The sequence below is a fragment of the Marinobacter sp. EhC06 genome, assembly GCF_001650915.1.
Classification (GTDB): domain Bacteria; phylum Pseudomonadota; class Gammaproteobacteria; order Pseudomonadales; family Oleiphilaceae; genus Marinobacter.
The window spans coordinates 469,251-495,262 of the sequence record NZ_LXYO01000012.1 but is presented as its reverse complement, the minus strand read 5'-3'; the positions used below and the strand labels follow the sequence as shown (position 1 = coordinate 495,262).

The window sequence follows — 26,012 nt, the reverse complement described above, 5'->3', positions numbered from 1 at the left end:
GGCCTCCTGGATGGATATCGATTTTCCCCTGGTACTGGTGGTACTGACCTTTGCAACGGGTCTGATCTGGCTGGCGGACAAGCTGTTTCTTCGTGATCGTCGTCTTGCTGCCTACCGTGCCAGTGGTGCTGCCGGAGAAGTGGGTGATGGCTCATCCTCGGAATCTGAGGAACCGAAAGAACCCTACCTGGTCGACCTGAGCCGATCGTTTTTCCCGGTGTTGGCAATTGTGCTGGTGCTGCGCTCCTTTCTGGTGGAGCCGTTCCAGATCCCGTCAGGGTCCATGCTGCCTACCCTGGAGGTGGGCGACTTCATTCTGGTGAACAAATACGCCTACGGATTGAGACTGCCTGTTGCCGGGACCAAAGTGATCCCGGTTGGCGATCCGCAGCGTGGCGACGTGATGGTGTTCCGCTACCCGGAAGACGGCCAGACCAACTACATCAAGCGGGTAATCGGTCTGCCGGGCGATCATATCCGTTACCGTGACAAGCAGTTGTTCATCAACGGTGAGAAGGTCGAAACGCGATTTATCGCGAGACTGCCGCCGATGGAGCTGCGCCGTGAAGATCTGGGTGAAGTCGAGCACGACATTTTCCTGACCATGGGTCGGCCCGGTGGCAGTGGTGAGGGTGAGTGGCTGGTGCCCGAAGGCCATTATTTCGTCATGGGTGACAATCGCGACAACAGTAATGACAGCCGCTACTGGGGCACGGTCCCGGACGAGCTGGTGGTGGGCAAGGCCTTTGCTATCTGGATGCACTGGAAATCCCTTACCAGTCTGCCATCCTTTGATCGTGTAGGCGGAATCGAGTAACTCGGACTATCTGGAGCGCAGTCGTAATGAAGAAAAACAATCTTTCCGGCATGGGCCGTCAGCGGGGTGCTTCGGCATTGACCATGATGGTTATGGTGCTGTTTTTTGGTGGTCTGCTGACGCTGGTGATCAAGCTGGGCCCCGCCTACCTGGATGACATCACGATTCAGGAGGCGCTGGAAAGTCTCGATGGCACCGAGGGCCTCTCTCAGATGGGGCCGGCCCAGGTCCGCACACTGATTAACAAGCGGCTCAGTGTGAACAATGTCCGGGGTTTCGATGCCAAGAATATTTCTGTCGATAAAGACGGCGATCTGGTCGTTATCAATGTTGATTACGAAGTGCGTAACAACCTGTTCAGTAATGTGGATACGGTGGTTCACTTCAAGCACCAATATGAGATGAAGGGCAAGTGAGTTCACAACCGGATCTGGATCAGTTACAGCGGCGCATTGGCTATCAGTTCAAATCGCCGGAGCGGCTTCTGCTGGCACTTACCCACCGGAGCTTCGGAAACCAGAATAACGAGCGCCTCGAATTCCTCGGCGATTCCATTGTGAACATGGTTATTGCCGAGTATCTGTTTCTGCACTTCGAAAAAGCCCGTGAAGGCCAGCTGAGCCGCCTGCGGGCCCGCATGGTAAAGGGCGTGACGCTGGCTGAGATTGGCCGCGAGTTCCAACTCGGAAGTTACCTGCGCCTGGGCTCCGGTGAACTGAAAAGCGGCGGGTTCCGTCGCGAATCCATCCTGGCTGATGCGGTGGAGTCCATCATTGGTGCGATCTACCTGGACAGTGACTTTCACACTTGCCGGGAACAGGTCTTGCGCTGGTTCGAGCACCGGTTGGAAAAGCTTGATCTCCAGGATACCCAGAAAGACCCCAAGACCCGCTTGCAGGAATACCTTCAGTCCCGCCAGTTTCCATTACCGCGCTATGACGTGATTTCGGTGGATGGCGAGGCTCACAACCAGACATTCCATGTATCCTGTGCGCTGCCTTCGCTGGACCGAAAGACCACCGGGACCGGCAGCAGCCGCCGGGTGGCCGAGCAGCAGGCAGCCCGTAACGCCCTGAAAGAGCTGGGCGTGGAGAACCAGTAATGAACGATATCACCCGTCCGGAAAACCCGGACAGTCGCTGCGGTTTTGTGGCCATCGTCGGCCGTCCGAACGTGGGCAAGTCCACACTACTGAACCATATCCTGGGGCAGAAGCTGAGCATAACCTCCCGCAAGCCGCAGACCACGCGTCATCAGGTGCTTGGGATCAAGACGGTGGGGCCGGTGCAGGCGATCTACGTGGACACACCGGGCATGCATGAGGAAGAGCCCCGGGCCATTAACCGTTACATGAACAAGGCAGCCACGTCGGCACTCATTGATGTCGATGTGGTGGTGTTCGTGGTGGAGCAGCTGGCCTGGACGACGGCGGATGAAATGGTGCTGGAGAAACTCAGCCGGCTGAAATGCCCTGTGATCCTGGCGGTGAACAAGGTCGACAAGATTGAAAAGCGGGAAAGCCTGCTGCCGCACCTGGACATGCTCTCGAAAAAGCGTGAGTTTGCCGAGATCATTCCGCTTTCGGCCCTGAAAGAGACCAACCTTGAACCTCTGGAAGAGGCGGTGGGGCGTTTCCTGCCGGAGAGTATCCACTTCTACCCGGACGACCAGATTACCGATCGCAGTGAGCGTTTCCTGGCGTCGGAGATCGTCCGGGAAAAAATCACCCGCCAGTTGGGGGCTGAATTGCCTTACTCCGTTGCGGTGGAGATCGAGGAGTTCAAGCGGGAGGGCAAGACCCTGCATATTTCCGCACTGATCCTGGTCGAGCGTGAAGGTCAGAAGAAGATCATCATCGGCGAAAAGGGCGAGCGGATGCGCCGGATTGGTCAGGAGGCGCGCACGGATATGGAGCGTATGTTCGACAGCAAAATCATGTTGAGGCTCTGGGTCAAGGTTAAGCGTGGCTGGGCAGACAGCGACCGGGCCCTGAAGAGCCTGGGCATGAACGACCTCTGAGGCGGCGATGAAGGGGCCTGAACTTCAGGAGCCCGCTTATGTCCTGCACCGCCGGCCCTGGCGGGAAACCAGCCTGATGGTGGATCTCTTTGCCCTGAACCATGGCCGGATGACCGTCCTTGCCCGGGGCGCCAACAGTGCCAAAAGTCCTCTGAAAGCCCAGCTCCAGCCCTTCCAGCCGCTGGTGGTGGACTGGGCGGGTCGGGGTGACCTGAAAACCCTGACCCAGGTCGATGTGCGAACCGGCCCGAAAATCACCCGGACAGTGTCGCTCTATAGTGGCCTCTACCTGAATGAACTGTTGCAGCGGGTTCTGCCCGCTGCTGATCCCCATCCGACCCTCTTTGCAGCCTACATAGATGCCATCCGCCAGCTGTCTGACACCACAGACGTGGAGCCGGTGCTGCGGCGGTTCGAGCTGGCTTTTGCTGCCGCCCTGGGTTACGACTTTGCCTGGGATCTTGCTACCGATACGGGGCAATCCGTCGAGCCCGACCGGGAGTATTGCTATGATCCGGAGCAGGGTATTGTTTCCGGGCTGTCGGCCGGTGTGCGACTGCGGAATCTGCCCGGGGAAGTATTACTGGATCTGGCCCGGGATGATCTGCAATCGGACCGCTGTCGGCGGCTGGCGAAGCGGGTCATGCGGGTACTGATCGATTATCTTTTGCAGGGGCGCCCCCTGAACAGTCGCAGCCTTTTCACTCACCTTCGGGGAGAATCCCATGAATCCTAGAGTACTGCTTGGCGTCAATATTGATCACGTTGCCACCCTCCGTCAGGCGAGGGGGACCCGGTATCCGGACCCTGTGCAGGCAGCACTTATGGCCGAGGAAGCCGGGGCAGACGGCATCACGATCCATCCGCGGGAAGACCGGCGTCATATCCAGGATCGGGACGTGCTGTTACTCAAGGAAGTGCTTCAGACCAAGATGAACCTGGAGATGGCGGTTACCGATGCCATGCTGGCGTTTGCCGAGCAGGTTCGGCCGGAATGTGTCTGCCTGGTGCCGGAGAAGCGTGAGGAATTGACCACCGAGGGCGGTCTGGATGTGGAAGGTCAGGAATCCCGGGTGGCCAAGGCCTGTGAGCGCCTGGCCCGAATTGGCGCCGAAGTGTCATTGTTTATTGATCCGGACCCGGCCCAGATTGATGCCGCAGTGCGTTGCGGCGCGCCGGTAGTCGAACTTCACACCGGAGAGTATGCCGAGGCCGAAACGCCAGAGGTTGAAAATGCCGCGTTCAAAACCATTGCCGATGCGGTGGCCTATGCCCGCAAGAAAGGGCTTATCGTCAATGCCGGCCATGGCCTGCATTATCACAACACCGAGCGGGTAGCGGCGATCCATGGCATCAACGAACTGAATATTGGCCATGCCATTATCGCCCGAGCGGTTTTCACCGGTCTGAAAGAAGCGGTCCGGGATATGAAGGCCATTATTGATCAGGCCCGGAGCCGGGCCTGATTCGAGGTAGCGTCAGGTCGTTTCGGCGGCCTCGTGGCGTTCGCGGAACAGCTGTTGCCAGTCGGTCTGGTCGCTCCAGATCTGCAGGCGCTCCATGGCCGAGAGCAACTGGTCTTTCTGGTGCTCCAGATCCGGGGCAGAGCATTTGATCGCCGTTTCCAGATGGTTGGCTGCGGCCCTCAGTTCCGGTACGCCGCAGTAGCGGGTGGCGCCATGGAGTTTGTGAACGCACTCCAGCAGCTCATCCATATTGTCGTTGGTCCAGAGATCCGGGATCCGCTCCCGATCCACGTGGACCTGTTCCAGCAGCATGCTGAACAGTTCTTCCGCCAGGTCAGCTTTGCCGGCGGCCAGCTGAATGCTTTCCTCGACGCTGACGCAGTCCTGCTGCATTTTGCGCGTTGATGGCCGCAGGGCCCGACGGGTGTCGCGAACTTCCGGCACGGGAAGCCGACCGTCGCTGCCGCTCTTCGGGCAAACGTAGCCGGTGTACTCATGAATGATGTCGTTGAGCTGGCCACTGCTGATGGGTTTGGGCATGTAGCCATCGAAACCCTGCTTGGTCAGCCGTTCCTGCTCGTCCGACAGGGCATGGGCGGTCAGGGCAATGATCGGGGTCCGGTGATTGCCGGTATCCATCTCCCTCAGCCTGGCCGTGGTTTCCACACCGTCCATGCCGGGCATCTGCAGATCCATGAAGACCAGGTCGAAGGGTTTCTGTCTGGCCTTGCTCAGGGCTTCAAATCCGCTGGAAGCGCCCTCGGCGTCCAGTTGGCAGTCTTCCAGCAGGGTCATTACCAGCTTCAGGTTGGCGTCGTTGTCATCCACTGCCAGTACCCGGGGAACATTGGCGGTGGTCACTCGGTTGGCGGAAATCTCGTATTCGGGCACCCGGCCGCTGGAATTGATGCCGTGCACCAGCAGCAGAAGCTCGTCGTAGAGGGAATCGCGGCACACCGGTTTGGTGAGGTGGCCGCTGGCAAGCCCCGATAGTGGCGTGTCGTGAGTTTCCAGGGTGGGGGTCAGCAACAGTGTCCGGCAATCCCGTTCGATCTCAAGGGTACGGACAAGGCTGCAGTACTGGCTGGAATTGAGCAGGTGCCGGGTAATGCCGACAATAGCCACGGCGTAACCGGCCTGGCTTTTCTGGGCTTCCTCAATGTGTTCCTGCAGTGCACCGGGGGAGGCCACCCGGTCGACCACCATGCCCCAGTCCCGCAACAGGTGTTCCACGGCCAGGCCGGTGGTTTTCTGTTGTTCCAGATAGATGACCCGTTCACCACGCAGGGCATCCCGGGGGGCAATGGCCTCACCGCTGGTGGCAAGCTCCGAGGTGAGGGTGAACCAGAAGGTCGAGCCCTTGCCAAGTTCGCTCTCAAGCCCGATCTTGCCCCCCATCTCCTCAACCAGACGCTTCGAGATGGCCAGCCCGAGGCCGGTACCACCGTATTGACGGGCGGTGGAGGCATCGGCCTGACTGAAGGCGTTGAACAGGGATTGCTGTTGGGCCCGGGAGAGACCCACGCCGGAATCCGTGATGCTCAGGCGCAGCGTAACCCGGTTGGAATCGGTCTCTTCCTCTTCCAGGCTCGCCCGCAGGACTACCTCGCCGGTCTGGGTAAACTTGATGGCGTTGTTGACCAGGTTGGTGATCACCTGTTTGACCCGCAAAGGGTCACCCATGATGTTGTCCGGCACATCGTTGTAGACCAGTGGCACCAGATCCAGGTTCTTGGCATGGGCGGCCGGCGCCAGCATGACCATGACTTCCTCAACAATATCCCGCAACTGGAAGGGCACCCGGTCCAGGATCAGCTTACCGGCCTCAATCTTGGAGAAGTCCAGGATGTCGTTGATGATGGTAAGCAGGATCTCCGAGGATTTCCTGATGGTGCTCAGATGGTCCCGCTGCTGCCGTGGCAGGGGGCTCTTCAGGAGCAGCTCGGTGAAGCCGATGATGCCGTTCAGCGGGGTGCGGATTTCGTGTGACATGTTGGCCAGGAACTCTGACTTTATCCGGCTCGCTTCCAGCGCTTCCTTGCGGGCGAAATCCAGCTCGATGTTCTGGATTTCGATGGTTTCCAGGGTTTCCCGCAGATCTTCGGTGGCCTGGTCGATGTTCTGCTGCATTTCCGCCTGGGCCTTGCTCAGCTCTTCGGCCATGGCATTGAGGCCGGATTCCAGCTGTTCGAACTCCGGCCCGGCGCCGGTGTAGACCCGGGTATCCAGCTTGCCTTCCTTGAGTTTGGCAACGGCCTCGTTCAGTTCGAACACCGGGTTGGTGAACGCGCGGCTCAGTCGCAGGGCAATGGCCATGCTGAGAATGACACCCCCGAGAATGAGCAGCAGGGAAATCAGCAGGGCCTTGTACGTCTCTTTTTCGGTGCGGATATGGGACATTTCCACAACCACCCAGCCCAGAGGCTCTCGCAGATTCGACATGGACTGGCGGGCATCCGGGTCGAGCATGCTCTCGATCATCAGATCCTGGAGAAAAACAGGGGTGATGAAGCGAGTGCTGTTTTTTCGGGATATCCGGGTTGCGTGCTCGGCGGTGAGTTCCCCGGACTGAACGGTCTCTGAGCTTCCCGGCCCGGTGTGAAGCAGGCGCGAGCCGTCACTGCCAAAGAAGGTGATGGAGCGCACGTCCTGCTCTTCCAGGAGGGCATTGGAGAGGCTGCTGAGCAAGCTGCGGTTAGCGGTAAACAGGCCGTACTCGGAACCGGCGGCGAGCTGACGAGAGAGTGATTCGCCCCGATCTTTCAGCAGGCTTTCTATATTGTTAACCCAGCTGTAGGTAAAGAACAGCCCCAGCATCAGGGTGGTCAAGAGGGTGGGAACCAGTGTGACCACCAAAACTTTCTTGCGAATGCCCCAACGTCGCATACCGTGTTCCTGAATTATTGCTTATGTCCGCACCGCAGAGCGGGAAACGTCCGTGTTAAGAATAGCTGATCCGGAACGGGATAACTGTGGTATCAGTCCCGGCAGTACCGGAAAATCCGGTGTCGGATATAGCCGCCGGTCATGGATATAGCGAGAAGCTGTATTGGGAGACCGGGGCGATAACGCGTATCATGCGAAGCCAAAAGTGTACCACAGGGTTATCATATGCATTTTCCCACCATTGAAGATTATGTCGGGCACACCCCTCTGGTTCGCCTGCAGCGTCTCCCCGGGGAGACGAGTAACGTGATTCTGGCCAAGCTGGAGGGAAACAACCCTGCCGGCTCGGTCAAAGACCGCCCGGCTATCAGCATGATCCAGGAGGCGGAGCGCCGGGGCGACATCAAGCCAGGCGATACCCTGATCGAGGCGACCAGTGGCAACACCGGCATTGCCCTGGCCATGGCGGCTGCGATCAAGGGTTACCGCATGGTGCTGATCATGCCTGCGAACATGAGCGAGGAGCGTCGGGCATCCATGCGCGCCTACGGTGCGGAAATTGTCACTGTCACCAGGGAAGAGGGTATGGAAACCGCCCGTGACCTGGCCCTCAAGATGCAGGCGGAGGGCAAGGGCAGGGTGCTGGACCAGTTCAGCAACCAGGACAACCCCCTGGCGCACTACCGCACAACCGGTCCCGAGATCTGGGAACAGACCGGCGGGCGCGTCACCCATTTTGTCAGCTCCATGGGCACCACCGGCACCATCATGGGCGTGTCCCGTTACCTCAAGGAGCGCAACCCGGATATTCGCATCATCGGGCTGCAGCCAAAAGAAGGCGCTTCGATCCCCGGGATCCGGCGATGGCCCGAAGCCTACCTGCCGAAAATCTACGATGCCGCACGGGTGGACGAGGTACTGGATGTTGGCCAGGAAGAGGCCGAAAACACCATGCGGGCCCTCGCGTCCGAGGAAGGCATTTTCTGTGGCGTTTCCTCCGGCGGTTCGATCGCGGCCGCGCTCAAGCTCTCGCAGCAGGTTGAAAACGCCATCATTGTGGCCATTATCTGTGACCGCGGCGACCGCTATCTATCCACCGGTGTATTTCCCGGCGCCTGAACACGATTCCACCAAGAGACCCGAGTATGAGCAGACGACGCAGGAAGGTTCTTCCAAAAGAGCCCGTGCGCTGTGAGATTGAGACCCTGAGCCATGACGGCCGGGGTATCGCCCGTCAGGATGGCAAGACCCAGTTTGTGGATGGCGCCCTTCCGGGCGAAACCGTGATGGCGAAAGTGGTGTCCAGTCGAAGCAAGTTTGACGAATTGCGCACCGAAGAGGTTCTCGAAGCTGCGCCGGATCGCCAGACGCCACCCTGCGAGTTTGCCGACCTGTGCGGTGGCTGTAGCCTTCAGCATATGAGTGGCGATGCCCAGATCGAGTTCAAGGAAAACACCCTGCGGGAGCATTTTGCCCATTTCGGGGGCATTGAGCCCGAACAATGGATTGAGCCGCTGCGATCGGAGGAGAGCCTCGGCTATCGCCGCAAGGCCCGCCTCGGGGTTCGTTACGTCAAGGCCAGGGAGTCTGTCCTGGTGGGATTCCGGGAGAAGCGCAATAGTTTCCTGACCGACATCGATCGTTGCGTGGTGCTGGATCCCCGCATTGGCGACCGCATACTGCCCCTGCGCAACATGCTGCACGACCTGGACGCATACAGCCGAATCGCCCAGGTGGAGGTTGCCTGTGGCGATGATGTGGCAGTGATGGTGTTCCGGAACATGGATGACCTCTCGGCCGGTGATCGGGAAAAGCTCATCGCCTTTGGTCAGGCCCACGATTTGCATATCTACCTGCAACCAAAAGGTCCCGACACGGTGCATCGGATATGGCCCGAATCCTCTGGTCGGGATGATGAACGGCTGAGCTACAGGCTGGAAGAATTCGACCTGACCATGAAATTTCATCCCATGGACTTTACTCAGGTCAATGCAGGCATTAACCGCGCGATGGTACACAGGGCCGTGGAATGGCTGGATGTCCAGCCGGGTGAGCGTGTCCTGGATCTGTTCTGCGGTCTGGGGAACTTTACGCTGCCCCTGGCCCGGAGGGGAGGACAGGTTGTTGGCGTGGAAGGCGACGAGACCATGGTCGTGCGCGGCCGGGAAAATGCGGAACTGAATGGCCTGGACAATGTCGATTTTCACGGTGCCGATCTGCACGGAGACTTCACCGGCCAGAGTTGGGCGAAGGAAGGGTTCGACAAGATCCTGATTGATCCGCCCCGCTCCGGTGCCGAGGAAATCTGCAAATACCTCACCGCCTTCGGTGCGCGGAAGATAGTCTATGTCTCCTGTAACCCGGCTACCCTTGCGCGGGATGCGGGCGTTATGGTGCGCAACGGCTATCGCCTGGTGCGCGCGGGTGTGATGGACATGTTTCCCCACACCACCCATGTGGAATCCATCGCGCTGTTCGAGCGGGATTCCGGCTGACGATGTTGTGGGCAGTCAGGGATGGCTGCGGAAACCATCAGGAATAACAAGACTGATATGGTAAAAGTTCGCGAAGACTACGCAATGACTGGCGATGGCCAGGTGGATATTGAGGGCTGGGTTCACCAGATAGCCTCGCAGACACACCTGGAAGACCCGGGTCAGTTCCGGCAGGCCTGCGAAAAAGCCGCGGAGATCGATCTTCAGGCGTTCCGGCAGGACCGGCAATGGGCCCCTGGTTCCAGCAGCTTCCGGATCGGCATTGAGATGGCCCAGGTCCTGGCGGAGCTGCATCTGGATCAGGCCAGCCTGGTGGCGGCGATTCTTTACCGCGCGGTACGTGAAGAGCGTGTTCCCCTCGAGACGATCCGCAAGGAGTTTGGCGACGAGGTGGCAGGCCTGATCAACGGTGTGCAGCAGATGGCGGCTATTTCATCCATCCACCACCCGCTGAAGGGGAACGTGCTTGGGCAGAGTGAAGGCCAGTTGGACAACGTCCGCAAGATGCTCGTCACCATGATCGACGACGTTCGGGTTGCCCTGATCAAACTGGCCGAGCGAACCTGTGCGATCCGGGCGGTCAAGGATGCCCCGGAAGAAAAACGCATGCGCGTGGCCCGGGAAGTGTTTGATATCTATGCGCCGCTGGCCCATCGCCTTGGCATCGGCCACATCAAGTGGGAGCTGGAGGACCTGTCCTTTCGCTACCTGCATGAGTCTGCGTACAAGAAGATCGCCAAGCTGCTTGATGAAAAGCGGCTCGCCCGGGACAGCTATATCAAGCGGGTGATTGAAACCCTGCAGACCGAACTGAAAGCCTATGGCATTGAAGGCGAGCTGTCTGGCCGCGCCAAGCACATCTACAGCATCTGGCGGAAAATGCGGCGCAAGGGCATCGATTTCTCCCAGGTCTACGATGTCCGTGCTGTGAGAATTCTGGTCCCGGAAGTGCGCGACTGCTACGCCGCCCTGGGTATCGTCCACACGCTGTGGCGCCATATTCCGAACGAATTCGACGACTACATAGCCAACCCCAAGGAAAACGGTTATCAGTCGTTGCACACGGCGGTGATCGGCCCCGAGGGCAAGGTCATGGAAGTGCAGATCCGTACCCACAAAATGCATGAGGAGGCGGAGCTGGGCGTCTGTGCCCACTGGTTGTACAAGGGGATGGATAAGGGCAACAAGTCCACAGGCTACGATGCCAAGATCAACTGGCTGCGCCAGGTGCTGGAGTGGCAGGAAGAACTGGGCGATCTGTCCGGACTGGCGGACCACCTGAAATCCGATGTGGCATCTGATCGGGTGTATGTATTCACACCTGAAGGCCACGTTGTGGATCTGCCACAGGGTGCAACGCCGGTGGACTTTGCCTATCGGGTTCACACCGAAATCGGCCACGCCTGTCGAGGTGCGCGGGTGAACAGCCGGATTGTCCCGCTGACCTATCCGCTGAAAACCGGCGACCAGGTGTTCATCCTGACCTCCAATAATCCGGCCCCCAGCCGCGACTGGCTGAACCCGAGTCTGGGTTACATCCAGACCTCCCGGGCAAGGGCCAAGGTTACCCACTGGTTCAAACAGCAGGATCGGGGCCGCAATATCGTTGATGGCCGTGCCATCCTCGAGGACGAGTTCAAGCGTCTGTCCCTTTACGACGTGGATCTGGGTGAGCTCGCGAAGAAGGTGAATTATCACAGTGCGGAGGACATGTTTGCCGCCACGGGTGCCGGCGATCTTCGCCCCACTCATGTCGCCAATGTGGCCCAGCAGATGCTGGAGCCCAAGTCCGAACAGCTGGATCTGAAGCTCAGCACCCAGCGCCGCAAGCCCTACGATACCGAATCGGACATCCAGATCCTGGGCGTTGGCAAGCTCAAGACACAGGTGGCTAAATGCTGCAAACCCTTGCCCGGTGACGCTATTGGTGGCTACATCACCGTCGGCCGGGGCGTTACGGTGCATCGCCAGGACTGTCTGACGTTCCTGAACCTGCGTGAGTTCGAGCCCAACAGGATCATTGAGGTGAGCTGGGGTGGCCGGCCGGCGGCGGTCTATCCGGTTGATATCGAGATTGAGGCCTATGACCGGTCCGGACTGCTCAGGGATATCACCCAGGTGCTGTCGGCCTCCAAGAGTGATGTGCTGTCGCTTAATACCCTGAGTAACAAGGATGAGAATACGGCTACCATGACCGTGACGGTGGAAATTTCCAGTCTGGAGCAGTTGGCGCGGTTGCTGGCGCAGATTCGCAACCTGCCCAATATCATTGATGTAAGGCGTAAACGCGGATGAGCTATACCATCGAGGATCTGAAAACCCTGATGGCCAGGCTTCGGGATCCGGAGACGGGCTGTCCATGGGATACCAGGCAATCCTACAGGACCATCGTGCCGCACACGCTGGAGGAGGCCTACGAAGTCGCCGATGCCATTGAGCGAGAGGATTACCCGCATCTGAAAGACGAGCTGGGGGACCTGCTGTTCCAGGTCATTTTCTACACCCAGCTTGGCCGGGAAGATGGCCATTTCGATTTTGACGGTGTGGTCGATCATCTGGTGCGCAAACTGGTAAGGCGGCATCCACACGTTTTTCCGGAAGGGACCCTGGAAAGCAGCATTGATCCGGATAATCGGCCGGATGAGGCCTGGATCAAGGAAAGCTGGGAGCGCATCAAGGCCGAGGAGCGGGCAATGAAGCCGGCACCGGAAGCCAGCGCCCCAGTAAGTCGGCTTGACGGCATTGCCCGGACCCTGCCAGCCATGGCACGGGCCGAAAAGCTCCAGAGAAGGGCGGCCCGCCACGGCTTTGACTGGCCGGATATCGGCCCCGTCTTCGACAAACTCCATGAGGAAATCGACGAGCTCAAGGAAGCCTGGAAAGCGGCGCACACCGGCGCGGGCGATCCGGATGCCGTTGAGGATGAGCTGGGTGATCTTCTTTTCGTCTGCGTGAACCTGGCACGGTTCATGAAGGTTAACCCTGAGCAGGCCCTCAATCGAACCAACCACAAATTCGATGCCCGCTTCCGGGCGATCGAACGTGTACTTGAGCGCGAGGGCCGCGACATGGACGAAGAATCGCTGGAGGCGCTGGACGCCGTCTGGCAGGCGGTTAAAGGCGTGGAGCGGGGAGGAAACGGGGACTGAACAGGACGGATCGGTAAGTACAATCCGTTACCAATTTTCTCGCCCCCAGACCGACGGCTTCGTCTACACTTCCGGAAACGGATGCACAGTTTTCGTGCGCCGTGCGCCATCAATAAGATGCAGGAGTGAAGGCACCATGAAAATCAAAGATCTGGTCAACTACTGGGACAAGCATGCACGTGGTCGGCTTACCCGAGACGCCTACTTCATGGCGTTGTCTGACCAGCATCACAAGCGTCTCGAGAAACTCGCAGCGCTCTATCCGATGAAGTCACCTCAGGATCTGATGCGGGATCTGATTTCTGCAGCACTGGACGAAATGGAGACCAGCTTTCCGTATGTTCAGGGCACCAAAGTGGTGGCGTACGACGAGGATGGTTTCGAGATCTACGAAGATCAGGGGCTGACTCCGAAGTTCGTCAGCCTGAGCCAGAAGCACATCCAGCGCCTCAAGGCTCGTCAGCTGGAATCAGTAGCCTGACGAAAGGGCAGCGAACGCTGCCCGTCGTTACTTACTTATCCTTCCCTTCCAGCTTGTCCTTCAGCGGGCTCTGGCGAACCAGATCGTCTAGTGCCGCGCCAATCATATCGTTCAGAATATCGCTCTCACTGCGGTCCGGGTATAGCTCTGCCAGTGCAGCCACCCGTGCGGCATCTTCCAGCGGCAGACGCAGGTTGTAATCGTGGGTGCGCTCCACAGACTCTTTTTGCTTTTCCCAGTGCTTGGGCAAATCAGTGACCTTCATGATGACTCCTTGCAGCTACAGGCTTGAATCGCCAATAGACTTTCTCGACTGTTCCTTAGTATCGTAAGTTTACTTCGCCTCCGTCAATTCAAAAGGACGCCAATGTGACTGAGCTACATCCCGAACTCCGAGAAAACGTACGAATGCTGGGCGAGCTGCTTGGCCAGAGCATACGGCGGTATCCCGGACAGGATTGCTATGAGCTGATCGAGGAAATCCGTGCGGCCGCCAAGGCTGATCGCCGCCAGGAAAGCGGTTCCGGCCAGCGGTTGGTGAATCTGCTCGGCAAGCTGAGCGATGATGAGCTGCTTCCGGTAACCCGGGCTTTTAACCAGTTCCTGAACCTGGCCAACCTGGCCGAACAATACCATGGTATCCGTCGCAAGCGGGGCCACCAGTCCGATCTCATGGTGGAATCGCTGGGTGAGGTGTTTGAGCGGCTGAAGAGCGGCGATGTCACGCCGGAAGAATTGCATCAGCGGGTCGCGGACTTACGCATAGAATTCGTGCTCACGGCCCACCCCACCGAAGTGGCCCGGCGCACCCTGATCATGAAATACGACGAAATGTCGGATTGCCTGGCTCGGCTCGACCACGACGACCTGATGCCGGCCGAACGGGAGGAAATCGTCAACCGCCTGTCCCAGCTGGTGACGGAAGCCTGGCACACCGACGAGATTCGTCATGAGCGACCAACCGCGGTGGATGAGGCCAAGTGGGGCTTTGCGGTTATCGAAAACAGTCTATGGCAGGCTTTGCCACAGTTTCTGAGGAGCCTGGACACCTCTCTGGAGGGTGCGACGGGGAAGGGCCTGCCCCTGCAGGCGTCACCCATCCGGATTGCGTCCTGGATGGGCGGTGATCGCGATGGCAATCCGAATGTTACCCACAAGGTTACCCGTCGGGTCTTCCTTCTTGGCCGCTGGATGGCAGCGGATCTCTATCTTCGCGATATTCAGGCGCTGCGAGCGGAACTGTCCATGTGGCAGGCAAGCGACGAACTCAAGGCCGTCGTTGGTGATTCCCGGGAACCCTATCGCCATGTGCTCGCTGAACTCCGCGAACGGCTGATCAAAACCCGTGACTGGGCCGAGGCGAGCGTCAATGGCGAGACTGCTGACGCCAGCGGTATTCTGTTTGAGAACGAGGATTTCACCGGCCCCCTGGAGCTCTGCTATCGGTCGCTGGTTGAGTGTGGTCTGGAGGATATAGCCAACGGCCCGCTGCTGGACACCATCCGGCGTGCACACACCTTCGGCCTGCCGCTGATCCGGCTGGACATTCGCCAGGAGGCGAGCCGTCACGCAGAGGCCGTGGCCGAGATGGTCGATTATCTCGGTATGGGGGATTATCTGTCCTGGTCCGAGCAGGAGCGCCAGGCGTTCCTGGTGCAGGAGCTTCAGGGCCGACGCCCGCTGGTCCCCCGCAATTGGGAGCCTTCTGAATCCGTTGCGGAGGTGCTGGCAACCTGCGAAGTGGTGGCGCAACAAACCCCGGAAGCCCTGGGGTCCTATGTGATTTCCATGGCCAGCAAGCCTTCTGATGTGTTGAGTGTGATTCTGCTGCTGCGGGAATCCGGGATGAAGTTTCCAATACGGGTCGTCCCGCTTTTTGAAACCCTGGATGACCTGCGTGGCGCGCCGGACAGCATGTCGGCACTGTACGAGGTGGAATGGTACCGGGAGTATTGCCAGGGCCGGCAGGAAGTGATGATCGGCTACTCGGATTCCTCCAAGGACGCGGGTCAACTTATGGCAGCCTGGGCCCAGTACCAGGCCCAGGAGAAACTCACTCACGTCGCCCGCCAGTACGGTGTGCATCTGACCCTGTTCCATGGTCGGGGTGGTACCGTTGGCCGCGGTGGTGGACCTGCCAACCGGGCGATTCTGTCCCAGCCACCGGGCTCGGTAAACGGCAGTTTCCGGATCACTGAGCAGGGGGAAATGATCCGGTTCAAGTTCGGTTTGCCCCGGCTGGCAGTCCAGAGCCTGACGCTTTACACCACCGCGGTTATTGAAGCTACTCTGGCGCCGCCACCCAAGCCGGAGGACAGCTGGCGGGAAACCATGGACTGGCTAACCGAGCGGTCCCTGAAAGCCTATCGGGATGTGGTTCGGGAGAATCCGGATTTCGTGCCCTATTTCCGCCAGGTCACACCCGAGCAGGCCCTGGGTAAACTGGCACTTGGCAGCCGGCCGGCCCGGCGAAAGGCAACCGGCGGCGTGGAAAGCCTTCGGGCCATACCCTGGATTTTCGCCTGGACTCAGATGCGGCTGATGCTGCCGAGTTGGCTGGGTAGTGACGTCGCGCTTGAGGAAGCGGCCCGGGATAACCGGCTTCCAGTATTGAGGGAGATGATGCAGGGCTGGCCGTTCTTCCGCACCTACGTGGATATGCTGGAGATGGTCCTGGCCAAGGCGGATTTGCGTATCGCCAGCTATTATGAGCAGACCTTGTTGGACGATGACCGGCTAAAAGCCTTGGGTGAAAGCCTTCGAACACGCCTCCAGGGTTGCATAGAGCGGCTTCTGGAGCTCAAGGAGCAAACCGATCTGCTTGAGGCGGAGCCCGTGTTCGCGCATTCTATGCGGGTCCGCAACCCCTACACGGATCCACTGCATTACCTTCAGGCTGAACTGCTGCGGCGGGATCGGCAAAGTGAGGGCAAGGGCGAGGTGCCGGAACTGGTGGAACGGGCCCTGAAGGTCACCATGGCGGGCATTGCTGCGGGCATGCGCAACACCGGTTGATCGCGTACGCTAATGATTTGCTCGGAGATAGTGCCGAAAAGAGTGCCGGGAAAAGGCCGGGTAGCCTGGCCACCGACGAAGAACAAAGGGAGTAAGCTGTGGCTCTGGCTGCACGATTGGAACGTTTTCTCGCCCGCAAGGGCATCAGCTATCAAGAACTGCCGATAGATCAGGTGACCAGCCTGGATGCGGCGGTTATTGCCTCGGGCCTGTCGCAGGACGCCTTTATTCAGGCCACCCTCCTGATCGATATTACCGGCGTCGTGATGGCCGTGCACAAGTTCGACAGTTCCCTGGACCCGGATGCCCTCCACCAGTTGACTGGTCGGCGCCTGCAGCCGCTGACCGCTCGTCAGACCATGCGCCTGTTCGGGGATTGCGATCCCGGCTTCACGCCACCCATCGGGCAGGCCTACGAACTGCCCGTTATCGTTGATGAGGATGTGATTCAGTCGGATCAGGCCGTGTTCTCCAGCGGTACCGATCATTCTCTGATAGAGATGGATGGCCGATCCCTCCGGCTGGCGCTGGCAGGCGCCAGGGAAGGGCACCTGGTTATCCGGGGGCCCGGGAATGGCAACCGCGAGGCGCTAACGCTCGAGGAAGTGGCCGACAAACTCCAGAAACTCTACCGCCTGCCACCAATGCCGGCCCTCGCCCTTCGCATCCTTCGGTTGACCGCCAATACCGACGCCACCGCCCGGGAGCTCGCCGAGCTGATCGAGTTTGATCCGAGCCTGACAGCGCAGATCATGCGTTATGCCCGGTCTGCACTGTTCAATTATCCGGGCCAGATCAATTCGGTACAGGAAGCGGTCACCCGTGTACTGGGGTTCGACCGTGTGGCTCACATCGCCCTGGGCATTGCCTCTGTTCGCGCCTTTGAAGTACCCCGCCATGGCATTCTGGGTATGGATAATTTCTGGCGCCACTCCCTGTATTGCGCGTTTCTATGCCAGATTATTGCGCCGCGGTGCGGTGCCGAGAAAGGTCTGGGTTATCTTTGCGGGCTGTTGCACAACTTCGGCCTGTTGCTGGTCGGGCATCTTTTCCCGGCGGAGTTCGATGAACTCAATGAGCTTCGCGAGGCCAATCCTGAGGCCAGCATGCACTCTCTCGAACAGCAGGTGTTCGGGCAGGGCAATGGCCAGGAGATCCTCTCGGTTGGCCATGGCGCCATTGGCGGGATACTGCACCGTTTGTGGCAACTGCCGGATCCGGTGGTCAAGGCGGCCGGTGTTCATCAGCAGTCCGGTTACCACGGCGAGCATGAGAACTATGTCCTGATGGTTCAGCTGGCCAACGCCCTGCTTAAAGATCGGGGTATTGGTGATGAGTTCAACCCCGACGACGTACCGGCTTTGCTCGAGGGCCTGGGCCTGCGACCGGAGGTTCTGGAAGAGCTGAATGTAGAACTTGATCGCGTGGCTCCAGATCTGGACGCACTGGCCAGCTCCCTGTCATCCTGACACCCTGTCGTTATTCGCTGGGAAATGCGCACTTCCGGTGCATGATACGGAGGTCGACTTTCTCTGACGTGGCTGACTTCGTATAATGCGCCTTCGCCGTTCCGGCTGACACCTGTTCCGTGCAGGAGAGGCTGTCGCAAAGGCAGAGGTTTTTGCCACAGCTTTTCAAATGATAATGACTAAAACGGGAGCACAGCGTTATGCGAATCATCATGTTAGGCGCACCGGGCGCAGGCAAGGGAACTCAGGCCCAGTTCATTACTGAACGGTTTGATATTCCCCAGATTTCCACCGGTGACATGCTGCGGGCGGCGGTAAAAGCCGAGTCCGAGCTGGGCAAGCAGGTCAAGGAAGTCATGGCAACAGGCGGCCTGGTGTCTGACGACATTATTATTGCGCTGATCGAAGAGCGCATTCAGCAGCCGGATTGCAAGAACGGTTTCTTGCTGGACGGCTTCCCGCGGACTATCCCCCAGGCCGAGGCTCTGAAAGACCAGGGAATTGCCATCGACTATGTGGTCGAAATCGCCGTCGATGACGAAGAAATCGTCAGCCGTCTGTCCGGGCGCCGGGTACATGAAGGTAGCGGTCGCATCTATCACGTGAAATACGATCCGCCCAAAGTAGAGGGCAAGGACGACCAAACCGGCGAGCCGCTGGTTCAGCGTGAGGACGACAAGGAAGAGACGGTTCGCAAGCGTCTGAAGATCTACCACGACCAGACCGCACCGCTGGTCGGCTACTATCAGGACTGGGCATCGAAAGAGCCTGCTGCGGCGCCGAAATACGTCCGCGTGGAAGGCGTTGGCAGCCTGGACAGCATTCGCGACCAGATCCTGTCTGAACTCAAGTAAATCATTGGCATCCTGACCTGAGGTTTTCACACCTGTGAAACTGTTGGCACTGGATACGTCATCAGAGGGCTGCTCGGCAGCCCTTCTTGTTGATGGCGAGATATCCGAACGCTTCGAGCTTGCCCCCAGGGGCCACACCCGGCTTCTGATGCCAATGGTGCGGGAGCTGTTGGCTGAGAAAAACCTGGCCCCGGCAGAGCTGGACGCCCTGGCATTTGCCTGCGGCCCGGGCTCTTTCACCGGGGTGAGGATCGCCACCGGTGTCGTACAGGGCCTTGCCTGGGGGCTCGATATCCCGGTGGTGCCCGTCTCCTCACTGGAGGCGGTTGCTCTGGGTGCCATTGATGCCCTGGAGATCCCCGAGGACACCGGTATTGCGGTGGCATTCGACGCCCGTATGGGCGAGGTTTATTGGGGCTGTTTCGCCGCCCGGTCAGGACTCCCGGTGGCGCTGGCTCCGGAACAGGTCTGTCCGCCGGAGGCGGTGACGCTGCCCGCAGGCGCTGAACGCTGGTTCGGAGCAGGTCCGGGCTGGCAGTACCGCTCCGCCATGCCCGAGGAGGTATCCGGAAGGGTAGATACTATCGATGAAACTCTGGTGCTCCGTGCAGCCTGGGTTGGGCGCCTGGCAGTGATCGCCTACGAGCAGGGAAAGGCGGTGCCGGCAGAGCAGGCTCAGCCGGTGTATATCAGGGATGAAGTGGCCTGGAAAAAGCTGCCCGGCCGATAGTCGCGATGGACGCCCGGTTTAATCCGGGCAAGTCGCCATCCTGGGTAAAAACTGACCAACCGTCTTTTCTTCCAGGCGATAATCTTCCATACTTCCAGCTCACGTTTTCCTGTCATCCGGCCAGTGGTATCTGAACATGATTGGCGGTATTAACCCGGGTAACAATTTCAATTTCCAGACCGGCAACAACAGCCCTGTTCGGGAGCGCAGCGATGCGGCCCGTGCGCCTGCGTCAACGCCGGAAAAAGCGCCCGATGCCGCCCGCCGTGACTTGGCTGATGGCCGTCAGGGCATTGTCAACGACCGTAATGCGACTGAAAGCCTCGAGCGGCGGGTTGAGGCCCGTCGTGCCGCCGAAGACGTCCGTCTGGAGCGGTTCCGTGCTGACGAGGTTTCCCTGCCAGCCGCCAGGGCTCTGTCCACATTCGCCTCTGTCGCAGCCGCCGGTCAGGAAACTGGCGGCGATGGTAGCCTGGCCGGAATTGATATTCTGGTCTGATGCCTGACTCTTCTTCCGAACCGTCCGCCCTTTCTGCCCTTTGCCAGAACACCGTCGCCGTTGCCCGCAGCGCGCTGGGAGACCGATTCCAGGCCGAGGCTCTCGCTGAGTCTCTTGGGCTGATCAATCTCGGTGTCGTGCGACCCAGAGATGTCAGGGATTTTCCGGTTTTGCTATTCCTTGATGAGCAGGGTCTTGGCCTGCAGGTGACCGGCAAGGGTGCACCCGGGCCGGTGCGCGCGGAATTTGTTACCGGCAAGATGGGGTACCGTCGCGAACATGGCGGTGGTGCCGGTCAGTTGGTGGCCAAAGCGGTCGGCCTGCAGAAAACCCGTGCGACGCTTCATGTGGTTGATGCGACCGCAGGGCTGGGCCAGGATGCCTTCGTTCTGGCCAGCCTCGGTTGCAGGGTCACGCTGTTCGAGCGTAATCCGGTGATCCATGCCTTGTTGGCGGATGGTCTGGCGCGGGCCGCCCTGAACATGGATTGCGAAGCTATCGTCGCGCGCATGCGATTGCTGGAAGGCAGCAGTATTGACTGGCTGCTGAACTCTGATGCCGAGGCTGCCGATATCGTCTACCTGGACCCGATGTTCCCCCACCGGGACAAGTCGGCTCTGGTGAAAAAGGAAATGCAGGTGTTTCGTACCATCGTGGGGGACGACGAGGATTCCGGGCAGCTGCTGGCTGGCGCTCTTGAGCGTGCCCGTTACCGGGTTGTGGTCAAGCGACCCCGGAAGGCCCCGGCGATTGAGGGGCCGGAGCCGACAACTCGCATAGAAGGCAAAAGCAGCCGTTATGATGTCTACTCCATCAAGGCGCTGCCAACCCAGTGAGCGCGATCAGGCGCCCATCATGGTGACCTGCTGGATAGCCTGTCGCTTCTCGACACTCAGCACCAGGCGTGCATCATCCGCCACCTCATCCAGTCCTTCCCCGTAGCACAGCAGGCCATTATCGTCGGTGGTGATAACGCCATTGTTCTGCATATTGGCAATGAAGTTCCGGAACAGGCTCTTGTCAAAGAACTCCGGTGCGTTGAGACCGAACAGGATGGACATGCGTTCGGCCAGCAGCGCACTCTGCTCTTCCAGTTCGGAGGCACTGATCTTACCCGAGCCGTACTTGCGCAGAATGCCCAATGCAATGTGGTAGCGCTCGACGGTCTGAATGATAAAGCGGGAGAGAACCCTGAGCCTCAGCATCGACTCTGTCCCTTCCTCCGGCCGACCGATCCGGTCATCATCCAGCGGCTTCAGCAGGCCCTGCTCAATGAGAACATCAATCCACTGATTGATCACGTTTTTGGCTTCATCCGGCTGGTACTTCAGGAACAGCTCGGATTGCAGGTAAGGATAGGCCACGCTGGCGAGGAACACGATCTTGTCCCGACCCAGCGAATCCTTGTTTTCAAACAGGCTGGCAATCAATGAGGGCAGTGCGAACAGATGCTGGATGTTATTCCTGTAGTAGGTCATCAGGATGGCATTACTGCCTTCCAGGGCAATGATGTCGCCGAGTTTCTGAGGCTGGCGGCTAACCAGGCCCATGTCTTCACAGTAGGCGATCCAGTCCTTGCCGGAGCCCTCAGGCAGGGTTACCGTTTCCGCATAGGGGAAAGCCCTGAGCAGCCCGGCGTATTGATCCATCAGGCGGATTAACTGGCCCTCATCCATCGCCAGTCGGTCGGTGCCCAGCAGAACCGTAGCGGTCATGCCGATCGGGTTAACGGCAACCGAGGCGTTGATGTTGGATGCCACCCGGAACGATAGCTCCGACACCGCGCTGTTAAGCCAACGTGGACGATATTCAGTGTCGTAGGCCTCATCCCGCCAGCTGCTGTGAACATCATCGAGAACCTCTGACAGGTGAATGGCTTCGCCAAAGTTCACCGCGACGCGACCAAAGGAGTTGCTTAGTTTGCGAACGGTTTTCGCCAGGCCGAATACGCTCTCTTTCTCTTTTTTCTTGCCACGAAGTTCGCCCAGATAGGAGCGACCCTCCATGACTTTTTCATAGCCGATGTAAACGGGCACAAACACAATGGGTTTGCGGTGGTCGCGGAGGAAGCTGCGAACGGTCATTGCCAGCATGCCCGGCCGCGGCTGCAGCATCCGGCCCGTGCGGCTGCGACCACCTTCCACAAAGTACTCGACGGAGTAGCCCCGGGAGAACATCACGTGCATGTATTCATTGAAAACGGTGGCGTACAGGGGGTTGTCCTTGAAGCTGCGGCGCATGAAGAATGCCCCGCCCCGGCGCAGGATCGGCCCGACAACCGGCATATTGAGATTGATGCCAGCGGCGATATGCGGTGGCATCAGGCCGTTCTTGTAGAGCACATAGGACAACAGCAGGTAGTCGATGTGTGACCGGTGGCAGGGCACATAGACCACCGCGTTGTCCTGGGCCACTTCTTTCACCACCCGGATATTGTTAACGGCAATACCTTTGTAGATCCGGTTCCACAGCCATGAGAGCACCACTTCCAGGAACCGGATGGTAACGATGGACATGCTGGCGGCAATTTCGTCTGCGTACTTGTAGGCCTTGGCACGAACCTTCTCCGGGGGGATGTCGTCTTTTGCCGCGGTCTCCCGAATAGCCTCCTTGACTGCCTGGGTGCGCACCAGGCCTGCCACCAGGGTGCGGCGATGAGAGAGGTCGGGCCCCAGAACAGCCTGGCGAACGCGGCGGAAGTGGGTTCTCAGAATCCTCGCCAGTTTGCGGTTGGCGCGCTCCTCACTGTGCCGGTATTCATCGATGACCTGCTTCAGTGACAGCGGCTGGTTGAACTGTACGTAGGTATTGCGGCCGTGAACCATGATGATCAGGAACTTCTGAAGCCGACCAGCAATGGACCAGGTGTCGGATAGCAGCAGTTTGACCAGGGATTTTTCCTTGTCCGGAGAGCGGCCCCAGAACAGGGACACAGGCACAATCTGGACATCCTGGTCTGGATGTTCGAGTCCGTAGCGAACCAGAGCCTGAAATTCATTGGTGGGCGCTGGCGCCTGGCGACCTCTGAAAAAACCGCCAATCCGGCGGTAGAGAAAAAAGAAGGAGTGGGACGGACCGTTCTTCACCGGCAGGGCTTCGGTGGCGCCCGGCAGGCCTGCCTGGATGACCTCCTGCTCGAGAACCAGGCGGCTCGACAGTGAGCTGTACTGCAGCACGTAGCAAACCGGTTTGTCGGGATCCAGGGCGAGGGCGTCAACGCTGTTGCCGCTGACATCTGTCCGGACCCAGATGAACAGTATCTTGCGGAAAAGGGTCAGGATCAGGCTGCGAATGCCCTGGTAAAGACGCATAAATTGCAACTCCGTTGAAGAAACAGGTGCCAAGTTTACTTGGTTGAGTACAGAGCGGAAAGTCGAGCTTTCATTCTTGGCCGGTGCAGCAATGTGGTACATTTCGGACTGATCTATTAATCACCCGATTGACGCATCAAATGGTGGTCGAATGACTCAGTGGATACCCGGCTGGACGACCCGGCCGCCGGAAAAAGGCGATCTCATCCTCGCGTTGTCGGGGACAGACGTGGTCAAGCCTGATAACGGCTGGCTGCATCATGGCGACAGTCGCCTTTTCCGGGACGGGTTGCCCGAGTCAGTGTCTCTGGGCAACTACGACGGACGCGACGTATTCGTGACCGAATTACCGGACTCTGGTGTTGGTGATCATGAGACTATTCCCTTGCGGGATGCTCTGCTGATGCTCAGTGATGCCCCGGCGGATATGCTCAGCACCGGGATTCAGGTATGGCAGTGGTGGCGCGACCACCGCTATTGCGGTCGGTGCGGCGAACAAACCGGCTTCCATCCCAGGGAGCGGGCCAAGTGGTGCGAACCCTGCGGAATCCCGTGGTATCCGAGGCTCGCACCCTGCGTGATAGTGGTGATCCGTCGGAACGATCGGCTGCTGCTTGCCAGGTCTTCAAGGGTCAAGAGGCATTTCTACAGCCTCATTGCCGGTTTTGTTGAGCCCGGCGAAAGCCTCGAGGGCGCTGTGCATCGCGAGGTGAAGGAAGAGACCGGGCTGGATGTCACCAATATCCGCTACCATGCGTCGCAACCCTGGCCTTTCCCTCACCAACTGATGGTCGGATTTTTTGCCGATTACGCGGGGGGCGAGCTGGTTCTTCAGGAGGATGAGCTTGCCGATGCCGACTGGTTCCTGCCGGGTGATACACCACCTGTGCCGCCGGAAACCACGATTTCGGGCCGGCTGATCCGGGCCATGGAGAACGAGATTTCCCGGGGAGGCATTCCGGTTTGAGCGGGCAGGCGCCTCCAAGGGTTCTGGTGTTCGACTCCGGCGTGGGCGGGCTGAGCGTCGCGGCCTGCATTCACCGATATCTGCCGGGGCTGGAGATCGTCTACCTTGCGGACAACGCAGGCTTTCCCTATGGCGATAAATCCGAAACGGTCGTGATTGACCGCTGTTGCACCCTGATTGCCAGAGCTCTCCAGCTGTACCCATCGGACGTTATCATCGTGGCCTGCAATACCGCCAGCACCGTGGTTCTGCCGCATCTACGGGCCATGACACCGGTGCCGGTTGTGGGGGTGGTGCCCGCCATCAAGCCGGCGGCGGCGAAAACCGTGAACCGGCGGATGGGGCTTCTGGCGACGCCGGCAACGGTTCGCAGACCCTATCTGGACAGGCTGATTGACGAATTCGCCGGCGACTGCAAGGTTGAACGCATCGGTCATCCGGGGCTGGTGCGCTGGGCGGAGGACCTGGTTTCTGGGCGAGAAGTTCCACTTGCCGAGCTGCAAGCAGCAATGCAGCCATTTCGAGACGCCGATGTCGACACGGTGGTTCTGGGCTGCACCCATTATCCGCTGTTACTGGAAAGCCTTAAGCAGACTCTCCCGTCAGTTCGTTTCTGGGTCGACTCGGGGGAGGCCATTGCCCGGCGGGTGGCCTGGCTGCTGGAACAGAAAGGACAACTTGCGCTGGCCGAAGGCCAGACCTGCGGGGCAGGGGATCACCCCGTAATGTCAGCTTTGTTCTCAGGTTCGGCGCCCAAAGGAATCATAACTTTCATGACAGGACTCGGGTTGGCGCCGAGGCTGCTCAATGAAGACTGGCCCGGTGATGCCCCGGGAGTTACAGCAATCGGGTCAGTTTAAACATGGCCAGGAATTCCAGCGCCGGAATCGACCGTTTGTGACAGCAATAGGTTTTAAAGTTCTCGCCCCGGAAGCGAGATTTGGTGAACTCCAGTCCCTTGAAATTATATAGGAAATTACCTTTTTCATAGAGTCCGTGCAGGAGACGTTTCAGCAGCCTGCTCTCCTGATGTTCTGTTGCCGAATCCAGTGACAAGGGAATCAGCCCAAGATCCAGGTAGGGCACGCCCTCGGCCTTGAAAACTTCCATCGCATGGGCCATGAGGGTATAGAAAATACCCTGGCGGAAATCGGCATTGGCCCGGGAAATGTTGGGCACATAACTGATGATCTCGTTGTTGCGATAGATCGGGTCGAAATAGATAAACCCGACCGCCTTGCCATCCTGATAGGCGTAGAAGTGCCTTTCGTTTTCGCGGTAGTCCATTTCCATGGGGCGTATCAGAAATCGAATTTCATTGCTCTTGCATTTCCGTGTTCGGATCCAGGCCTCAGATATTTCACGGGTGTGGTCGTCGCTGAAACGTTCCTTGACGGTAATACCGCTTTTCTCCGCCTGGTTCAGTGCGGTTCTGAGAATCTGCTTCTTCTTTCCACTGAGGGACCATTTTCTCAAATCGATGCGGGACTCGCTGCCAAACTGGGTGCCGTAGAGGCCAAAGCGCAGATGGAGGAAGTCGACCACTGGCTTGGACACCTGGATGTAGCTGGCATTCGGAAATTTCTGGTGAAAGCTCTCCAGCAGGCCGCCGAAATCCTCCGGTGCACAGACCGGGTCCGAGAGCACGAAGGTTGCCCCCCACTTGCGCATGTAGGCGATGTAACCTATACCCGGTACATCGAAATACTGCATGCCTGGTTGGAGCGTGGAAAACGACTGGGAATGGGTGCCGTATCTCTTCAGGAAATCGACACGCTCGGTAAATGTAAATGAGCCGCTCTCCAGCGCGCCAACCCTGTCCAGTGCGAGTATCTGATCCGACATGCTGCTGCT

23 protein-coding genes are annotated in these 26,012 nt (G+C 59.0%); 19 read left to right on the top strand and 4 right to left on the bottom strand.

Going from position 1 to position 26,012, the window contains the following annotated elements; genetic code table 11:
- Window positions 1-10 precede the first annotated feature (10 nt).
- The 6 genes from lepB to pdxJ are packed head-to-tail and all read left to right on the top strand — an operon-like array spanning window position 11 to window position 4,302.
- The gene (gene lepB / locus A8B84_RS08695; protein ID WP_064227122.1) at window positions 11-817 is read left to right on the top strand and encodes a signal peptidase I; all 807 of its coding nucleotides are present in this window, start codon (window positions 11-13) and stop codon (window positions 815-817) included.
- Between the two features lie 26 nt (window positions 818-843).
- The gene (locus A8B84_RS08690; protein WP_064227123.1) at window positions 844-1,233 is read left to right on the top strand and encodes a DUF4845 domain-containing protein; all 390 of its coding nucleotides are present in this window, start codon (window positions 844-846) and stop codon (window positions 1,231-1,233) included.
- Window positions 1,230-1,919, top strand: coding sequence for a ribonuclease III (gene rnc / locus A8B84_RS08685; protein WP_064227124.1), 690 nt, complete (start codon window positions 1,230-1,232; stop codon window positions 1,917-1,919). The genes A8B84_RS08690 and rnc overlap by 4 nt, the downstream gene beginning before the upstream one ends.
- Window positions 1,919-2,836 carry a GTPase Era gene (gene era, locus A8B84_RS08680; protein ID WP_064227125.1) on the top strand — a complete coding sequence of 306 codons (918 nt, stop codon included), beginning with the start codon at window positions 1,919-1,921 and terminating at the stop codon, window positions 2,834-2,836. Before rnc ends, era begins: the two co-directional genes overlap by 1 nt.
- 7 nt (window positions 2,837-2,843) lie before the next feature.
- On the top strand, window positions 2,844-3,572 hold the full coding sequence (gene recO, locus A8B84_RS08675) for a DNA repair protein RecO (protein WP_064227126.1): 729 nt from the start codon (window positions 2,844-2,846) through the stop codon (window positions 3,570-3,572).
- Window positions 3,562-4,302, top strand: a complete 741-nt coding sequence (gene pdxJ, locus A8B84_RS08670) for a pyridoxine 5'-phosphate synthase (protein WP_064227127.1) — start codon at window positions 3,562-3,564, stop codon at window positions 4,300-4,302. The genes recO and pdxJ overlap by 11 nt, the downstream gene beginning before the upstream one ends.
- Window positions 4,303-4,314: 12 nt before the next feature.
- Here pdxJ and A8B84_RS08665 read toward each other — a convergent pair whose 3' ends face one another.
- A complete protein-coding gene (locus A8B84_RS08665) occupies window positions 4,315-7,188 on the bottom strand; it encodes an ATP-binding protein (protein WP_064227128.1) in 2,874 nt (957 codons plus the stop codon).
- A gap of 225 nt (window positions 7,189-7,413) precedes the next feature.
- On the opposite strand from A8B84_RS08665, the gene cysM reads away from it, so the two are divergent.
- The 5 genes from cysM (at window position 7,414) to A8B84_RS08640 (ending at window position 13,313) form a co-directional block, all read left to right on the top strand.
- Complete coding sequence (gene cysM / locus A8B84_RS08660) at window positions 7,414-8,307, top strand: cysteine synthase CysM (protein WP_008176171.1); 894 nt, start codon at window positions 7,414-7,416, stop codon at window positions 8,305-8,307.
- Between the two features lie 26 nt (window positions 8,308-8,333).
- Complete coding sequence (gene rlmD / locus A8B84_RS08655; protein ID WP_064227129.1) at window positions 8,334-9,683, top strand: 23S rRNA (uracil(1939)-C(5))-methyltransferase RlmD; 1,350 nt, start codon at window positions 8,334-8,336, stop codon at window positions 9,681-9,683.
- A gap of 57 nt (window positions 9,684-9,740) precedes the next feature.
- Entirely contained in the window at window positions 9,741-11,978 is a 2,238-nt protein-coding gene (relA, locus tag A8B84_RS08650; protein ID WP_064227493.1) for a GTP diphosphokinase, read from the top strand.
- On the top strand, window positions 11,975-12,832 hold the full coding sequence (gene mazG, locus A8B84_RS08645) for a nucleoside triphosphate pyrophosphohydrolase (protein WP_064227130.1): 858 nt from the start codon (window positions 11,975-11,977) through the stop codon (window positions 12,830-12,832). The genes relA and mazG overlap by 4 nt, the downstream gene beginning before the upstream one ends.
- A gap of 136 nt (window positions 12,833-12,968) precedes the next feature.
- Complete coding sequence (locus A8B84_RS08640) at window positions 12,969-13,313, top strand: hypothetical protein (protein ID WP_008176163.1); 345 nt, start codon at window positions 12,969-12,971, stop codon at window positions 13,311-13,313.
- A 31-nt stretch (window positions 13,314-13,344) separates the two neighbouring features.
- Here the strand turns inward: A8B84_RS08640 and A8B84_RS08635 are convergent, their stop codons facing one another.
- Window positions 13,345-13,578 carry a hypothetical protein gene (locus A8B84_RS08635; RefSeq protein ID WP_064227131.1) on the bottom strand — a complete coding sequence of 78 codons (234 nt, stop codon included), beginning with the start codon at window positions 13,576-13,578 and terminating at the stop codon, window positions 13,345-13,347.
- 104 nt (window positions 13,579-13,682) lie between these two features.
- On the opposite strand from A8B84_RS08635, the gene ppc reads away from it, so the two are divergent.
- The 6 genes from ppc (at window position 13,683) to A8B84_RS08605 (ending at window position 20,716) form a co-directional block, all read left to right on the top strand.
- Entirely contained in the window at window positions 13,683-16,328 is a 2,646-nt protein-coding gene (gene ppc / locus A8B84_RS08630) for a phosphoenolpyruvate carboxylase (protein ID WP_082905122.1), read from the top strand.
- A gap of 98 nt (window positions 16,329-16,426) precedes the next feature.
- On the top strand, window positions 16,427-17,797 hold the full coding sequence (locus A8B84_RS08625) for an HDOD domain-containing protein (RefSeq protein ID WP_064227133.1): 1,371 nt from the start codon (window positions 16,427-16,429) through the stop codon (window positions 17,795-17,797).
- A gap of 200 nt (window positions 17,798-17,997) precedes the next feature.
- Entirely contained in the window at window positions 17,998-18,651 is a 654-nt protein-coding gene (gene adk, locus A8B84_RS08620; RefSeq protein ID WP_008176153.1) for an adenylate kinase, read from the top strand.
- 34 nt (window positions 18,652-18,685) lie between these two features.
- Window positions 18,686-19,381: a tRNA (adenosine(37)-N6)-threonylcarbamoyltransferase complex dimerization subunit type 1 TsaB gene (gene tsaB, locus A8B84_RS08615; protein WP_064227134.1), complete on the top strand. Its 696-nt coding sequence runs from the start codon at window positions 18,686-18,688 to the stop codon at window positions 19,379-19,381.
- A 136-nt stretch (window positions 19,382-19,517) separates the two neighbouring features.
- Complete coding sequence (locus A8B84_RS08610; protein ID WP_064227135.1) at window positions 19,518-19,880, top strand: hypothetical protein; 363 nt, start codon at window positions 19,518-19,520, stop codon at window positions 19,878-19,880.
- A complete protein-coding gene (locus tag A8B84_RS08605) occupies window positions 19,880-20,716 on the top strand; it encodes a class I SAM-dependent methyltransferase (protein ID WP_064227136.1) in 837 nt (278 codons plus the stop codon). Before A8B84_RS08610 ends, A8B84_RS08605 begins: the two co-directional genes overlap by 1 nt.
- 6 nt (window positions 20,717-20,722) lie before the next feature.
- Here the strand turns inward: A8B84_RS08605 and plsB are convergent, their stop codons facing one another.
- The gene (plsB, locus tag A8B84_RS08600; protein WP_064227137.1) at window positions 20,723-23,191 is read right to left on the bottom strand and encodes a glycerol-3-phosphate 1-O-acyltransferase PlsB; all 2,469 of its coding nucleotides are present in this window, start codon (window positions 23,189-23,191) and stop codon (window positions 20,723-20,725) included.
- Window positions 23,192-23,342: 151 nt separating this feature from the next.
- Here plsB and nudC point away from each other — a divergent pair, with 151 nt between their 5' ends.
- Together nudC and murI are read left to right on the top strand one after the other, a co-directional pair.
- Entirely contained in the window at window positions 23,343-24,158 is an 816-nt protein-coding gene (gene nudC, locus A8B84_RS08595) for an NAD(+) diphosphatase (protein WP_064227138.1), read from the top strand.
- Window positions 24,155-25,018 (top strand): glutamate racemase, encoded by an 864-nt coding sequence (gene murI, locus A8B84_RS08590; protein WP_064227139.1) that lies wholly within the window; start codon window positions 24,155-24,157, stop codon window positions 25,016-25,018. The genes nudC and murI overlap by 4 nt, the downstream gene beginning before the upstream one ends.
- On the opposite strand, the gene A8B84_RS08585 is transcribed toward murI, so the two are convergent.
- Complete coding sequence (locus A8B84_RS08585; protein ID WP_064227140.1) at window positions 24,996-26,003, bottom strand: DUF2156 domain-containing protein; 1,008 nt, start codon at window positions 26,001-26,003, stop codon at window positions 24,996-24,998. The genes murI and A8B84_RS08585 overlap by 23 nt on opposite strands.
- Window positions 26,004-26,012: the final 9 nt, after the last annotated feature.

What these genes read in the sequence shown, in the direction of transcription:
- lepB (WP_064227122.1), top strand. Translation starts at nt 11, where the DNA reads ATGGATATCGATTTTCCCCTGGTACTGGTGGTACTGACCTTTGCAACG.
- A8B84_RS08690 (WP_064227123.1), top strand. Translation starts at nt 844, where the DNA reads ATGAAGAAAAACAATCTTTCCGGCATGGGCCGTCAGCGGGGTGCTTCG.
- era (WP_064227125.1), top strand. Translation starts at nt 1,919, where the DNA reads ATGAACGATATCACCCGTCCGGAAAACCCGGACAGTCGCTGCGGTTTT.
- recO (WP_064227126.1), top strand. Translation starts at nt 2,844, where the DNA reads ATGAAGGGGCCTGAACTTCAGGAGCCCGCTTATGTCCTGCACCGCCGG.
- pdxJ (WP_064227127.1), top strand. Translation starts at nt 3,562, where the DNA reads ATGAATCCTAGAGTACTGCTTGGCGTCAATATTGATCACGTTGCCACC.
- A8B84_RS08665 (WP_064227128.1), bottom strand. Translation starts at nt 7,188, where the DNA reads ATGCGACGTTGGGGCATTCGCAAGAAAGTTTTGGTGGTCACACTGGTT.
- cysM (WP_008176171.1), top strand. Translation starts at nt 7,414, where the DNA reads ATGCATTTTCCCACCATTGAAGATTATGTCGGGCACACCCCTCTGGTT.
- rlmD (WP_064227129.1), top strand. Translation starts at nt 8,334, where the DNA reads ATGAGCAGACGACGCAGGAAGGTTCTTCCAAAAGAGCCCGTGCGCTGT.
- relA (WP_064227493.1), top strand. Translation starts at nt 9,741, where the DNA reads ATGGTAAAAGTTCGCGAAGACTACGCAATGACTGGCGATGGCCAGGTG.
- mazG (WP_064227130.1), top strand. Translation starts at nt 11,975, where the DNA reads ATGAGCTATACCATCGAGGATCTGAAAACCCTGATGGCCAGGCTTCGG.
- A8B84_RS08640 (WP_008176163.1), top strand. Translation starts at nt 12,969, where the DNA reads ATGAAAATCAAAGATCTGGTCAACTACTGGGACAAGCATGCACGTGGT.
- A8B84_RS08635 (WP_064227131.1), bottom strand. Translation starts at nt 13,578, where the DNA reads ATGAAGGTCACTGATTTGCCCAAGCACTGGGAAAAGCAAAAAGAGTCT.
- adk (WP_008176153.1), top strand. Translation starts at nt 17,998, where the DNA reads ATGCGAATCATCATGTTAGGCGCACCGGGCGCAGGCAAGGGAACTCAG.
- A8B84_RS08610 (WP_064227135.1), top strand. Translation starts at nt 19,518, where the DNA reads ATGATTGGCGGTATTAACCCGGGTAACAATTTCAATTTCCAGACCGGC.
- A8B84_RS08605 (WP_064227136.1), top strand. Translation starts at nt 19,880, where the DNA reads ATGCCTGACTCTTCTTCCGAACCGTCCGCCCTTTCTGCCCTTTGCCAG.
- plsB (WP_064227137.1), bottom strand. Translation starts at nt 23,191, where the DNA reads ATGCGTCTTTACCAGGGCATTCGCAGCCTGATCCTGACCCTTTTCCGC.
- nudC (WP_064227138.1), top strand. Translation starts at nt 23,343, where the DNA reads ATGACTCAGTGGATACCCGGCTGGACGACCCGGCCGCCGGAAAAAGGC.
- A8B84_RS08585 (WP_064227140.1), bottom strand. Translation starts at nt 26,003, where the DNA reads ATGTCGGATCAGATACTCGCACTGGACAGGGTTGGCGCGCTGGAGAGC.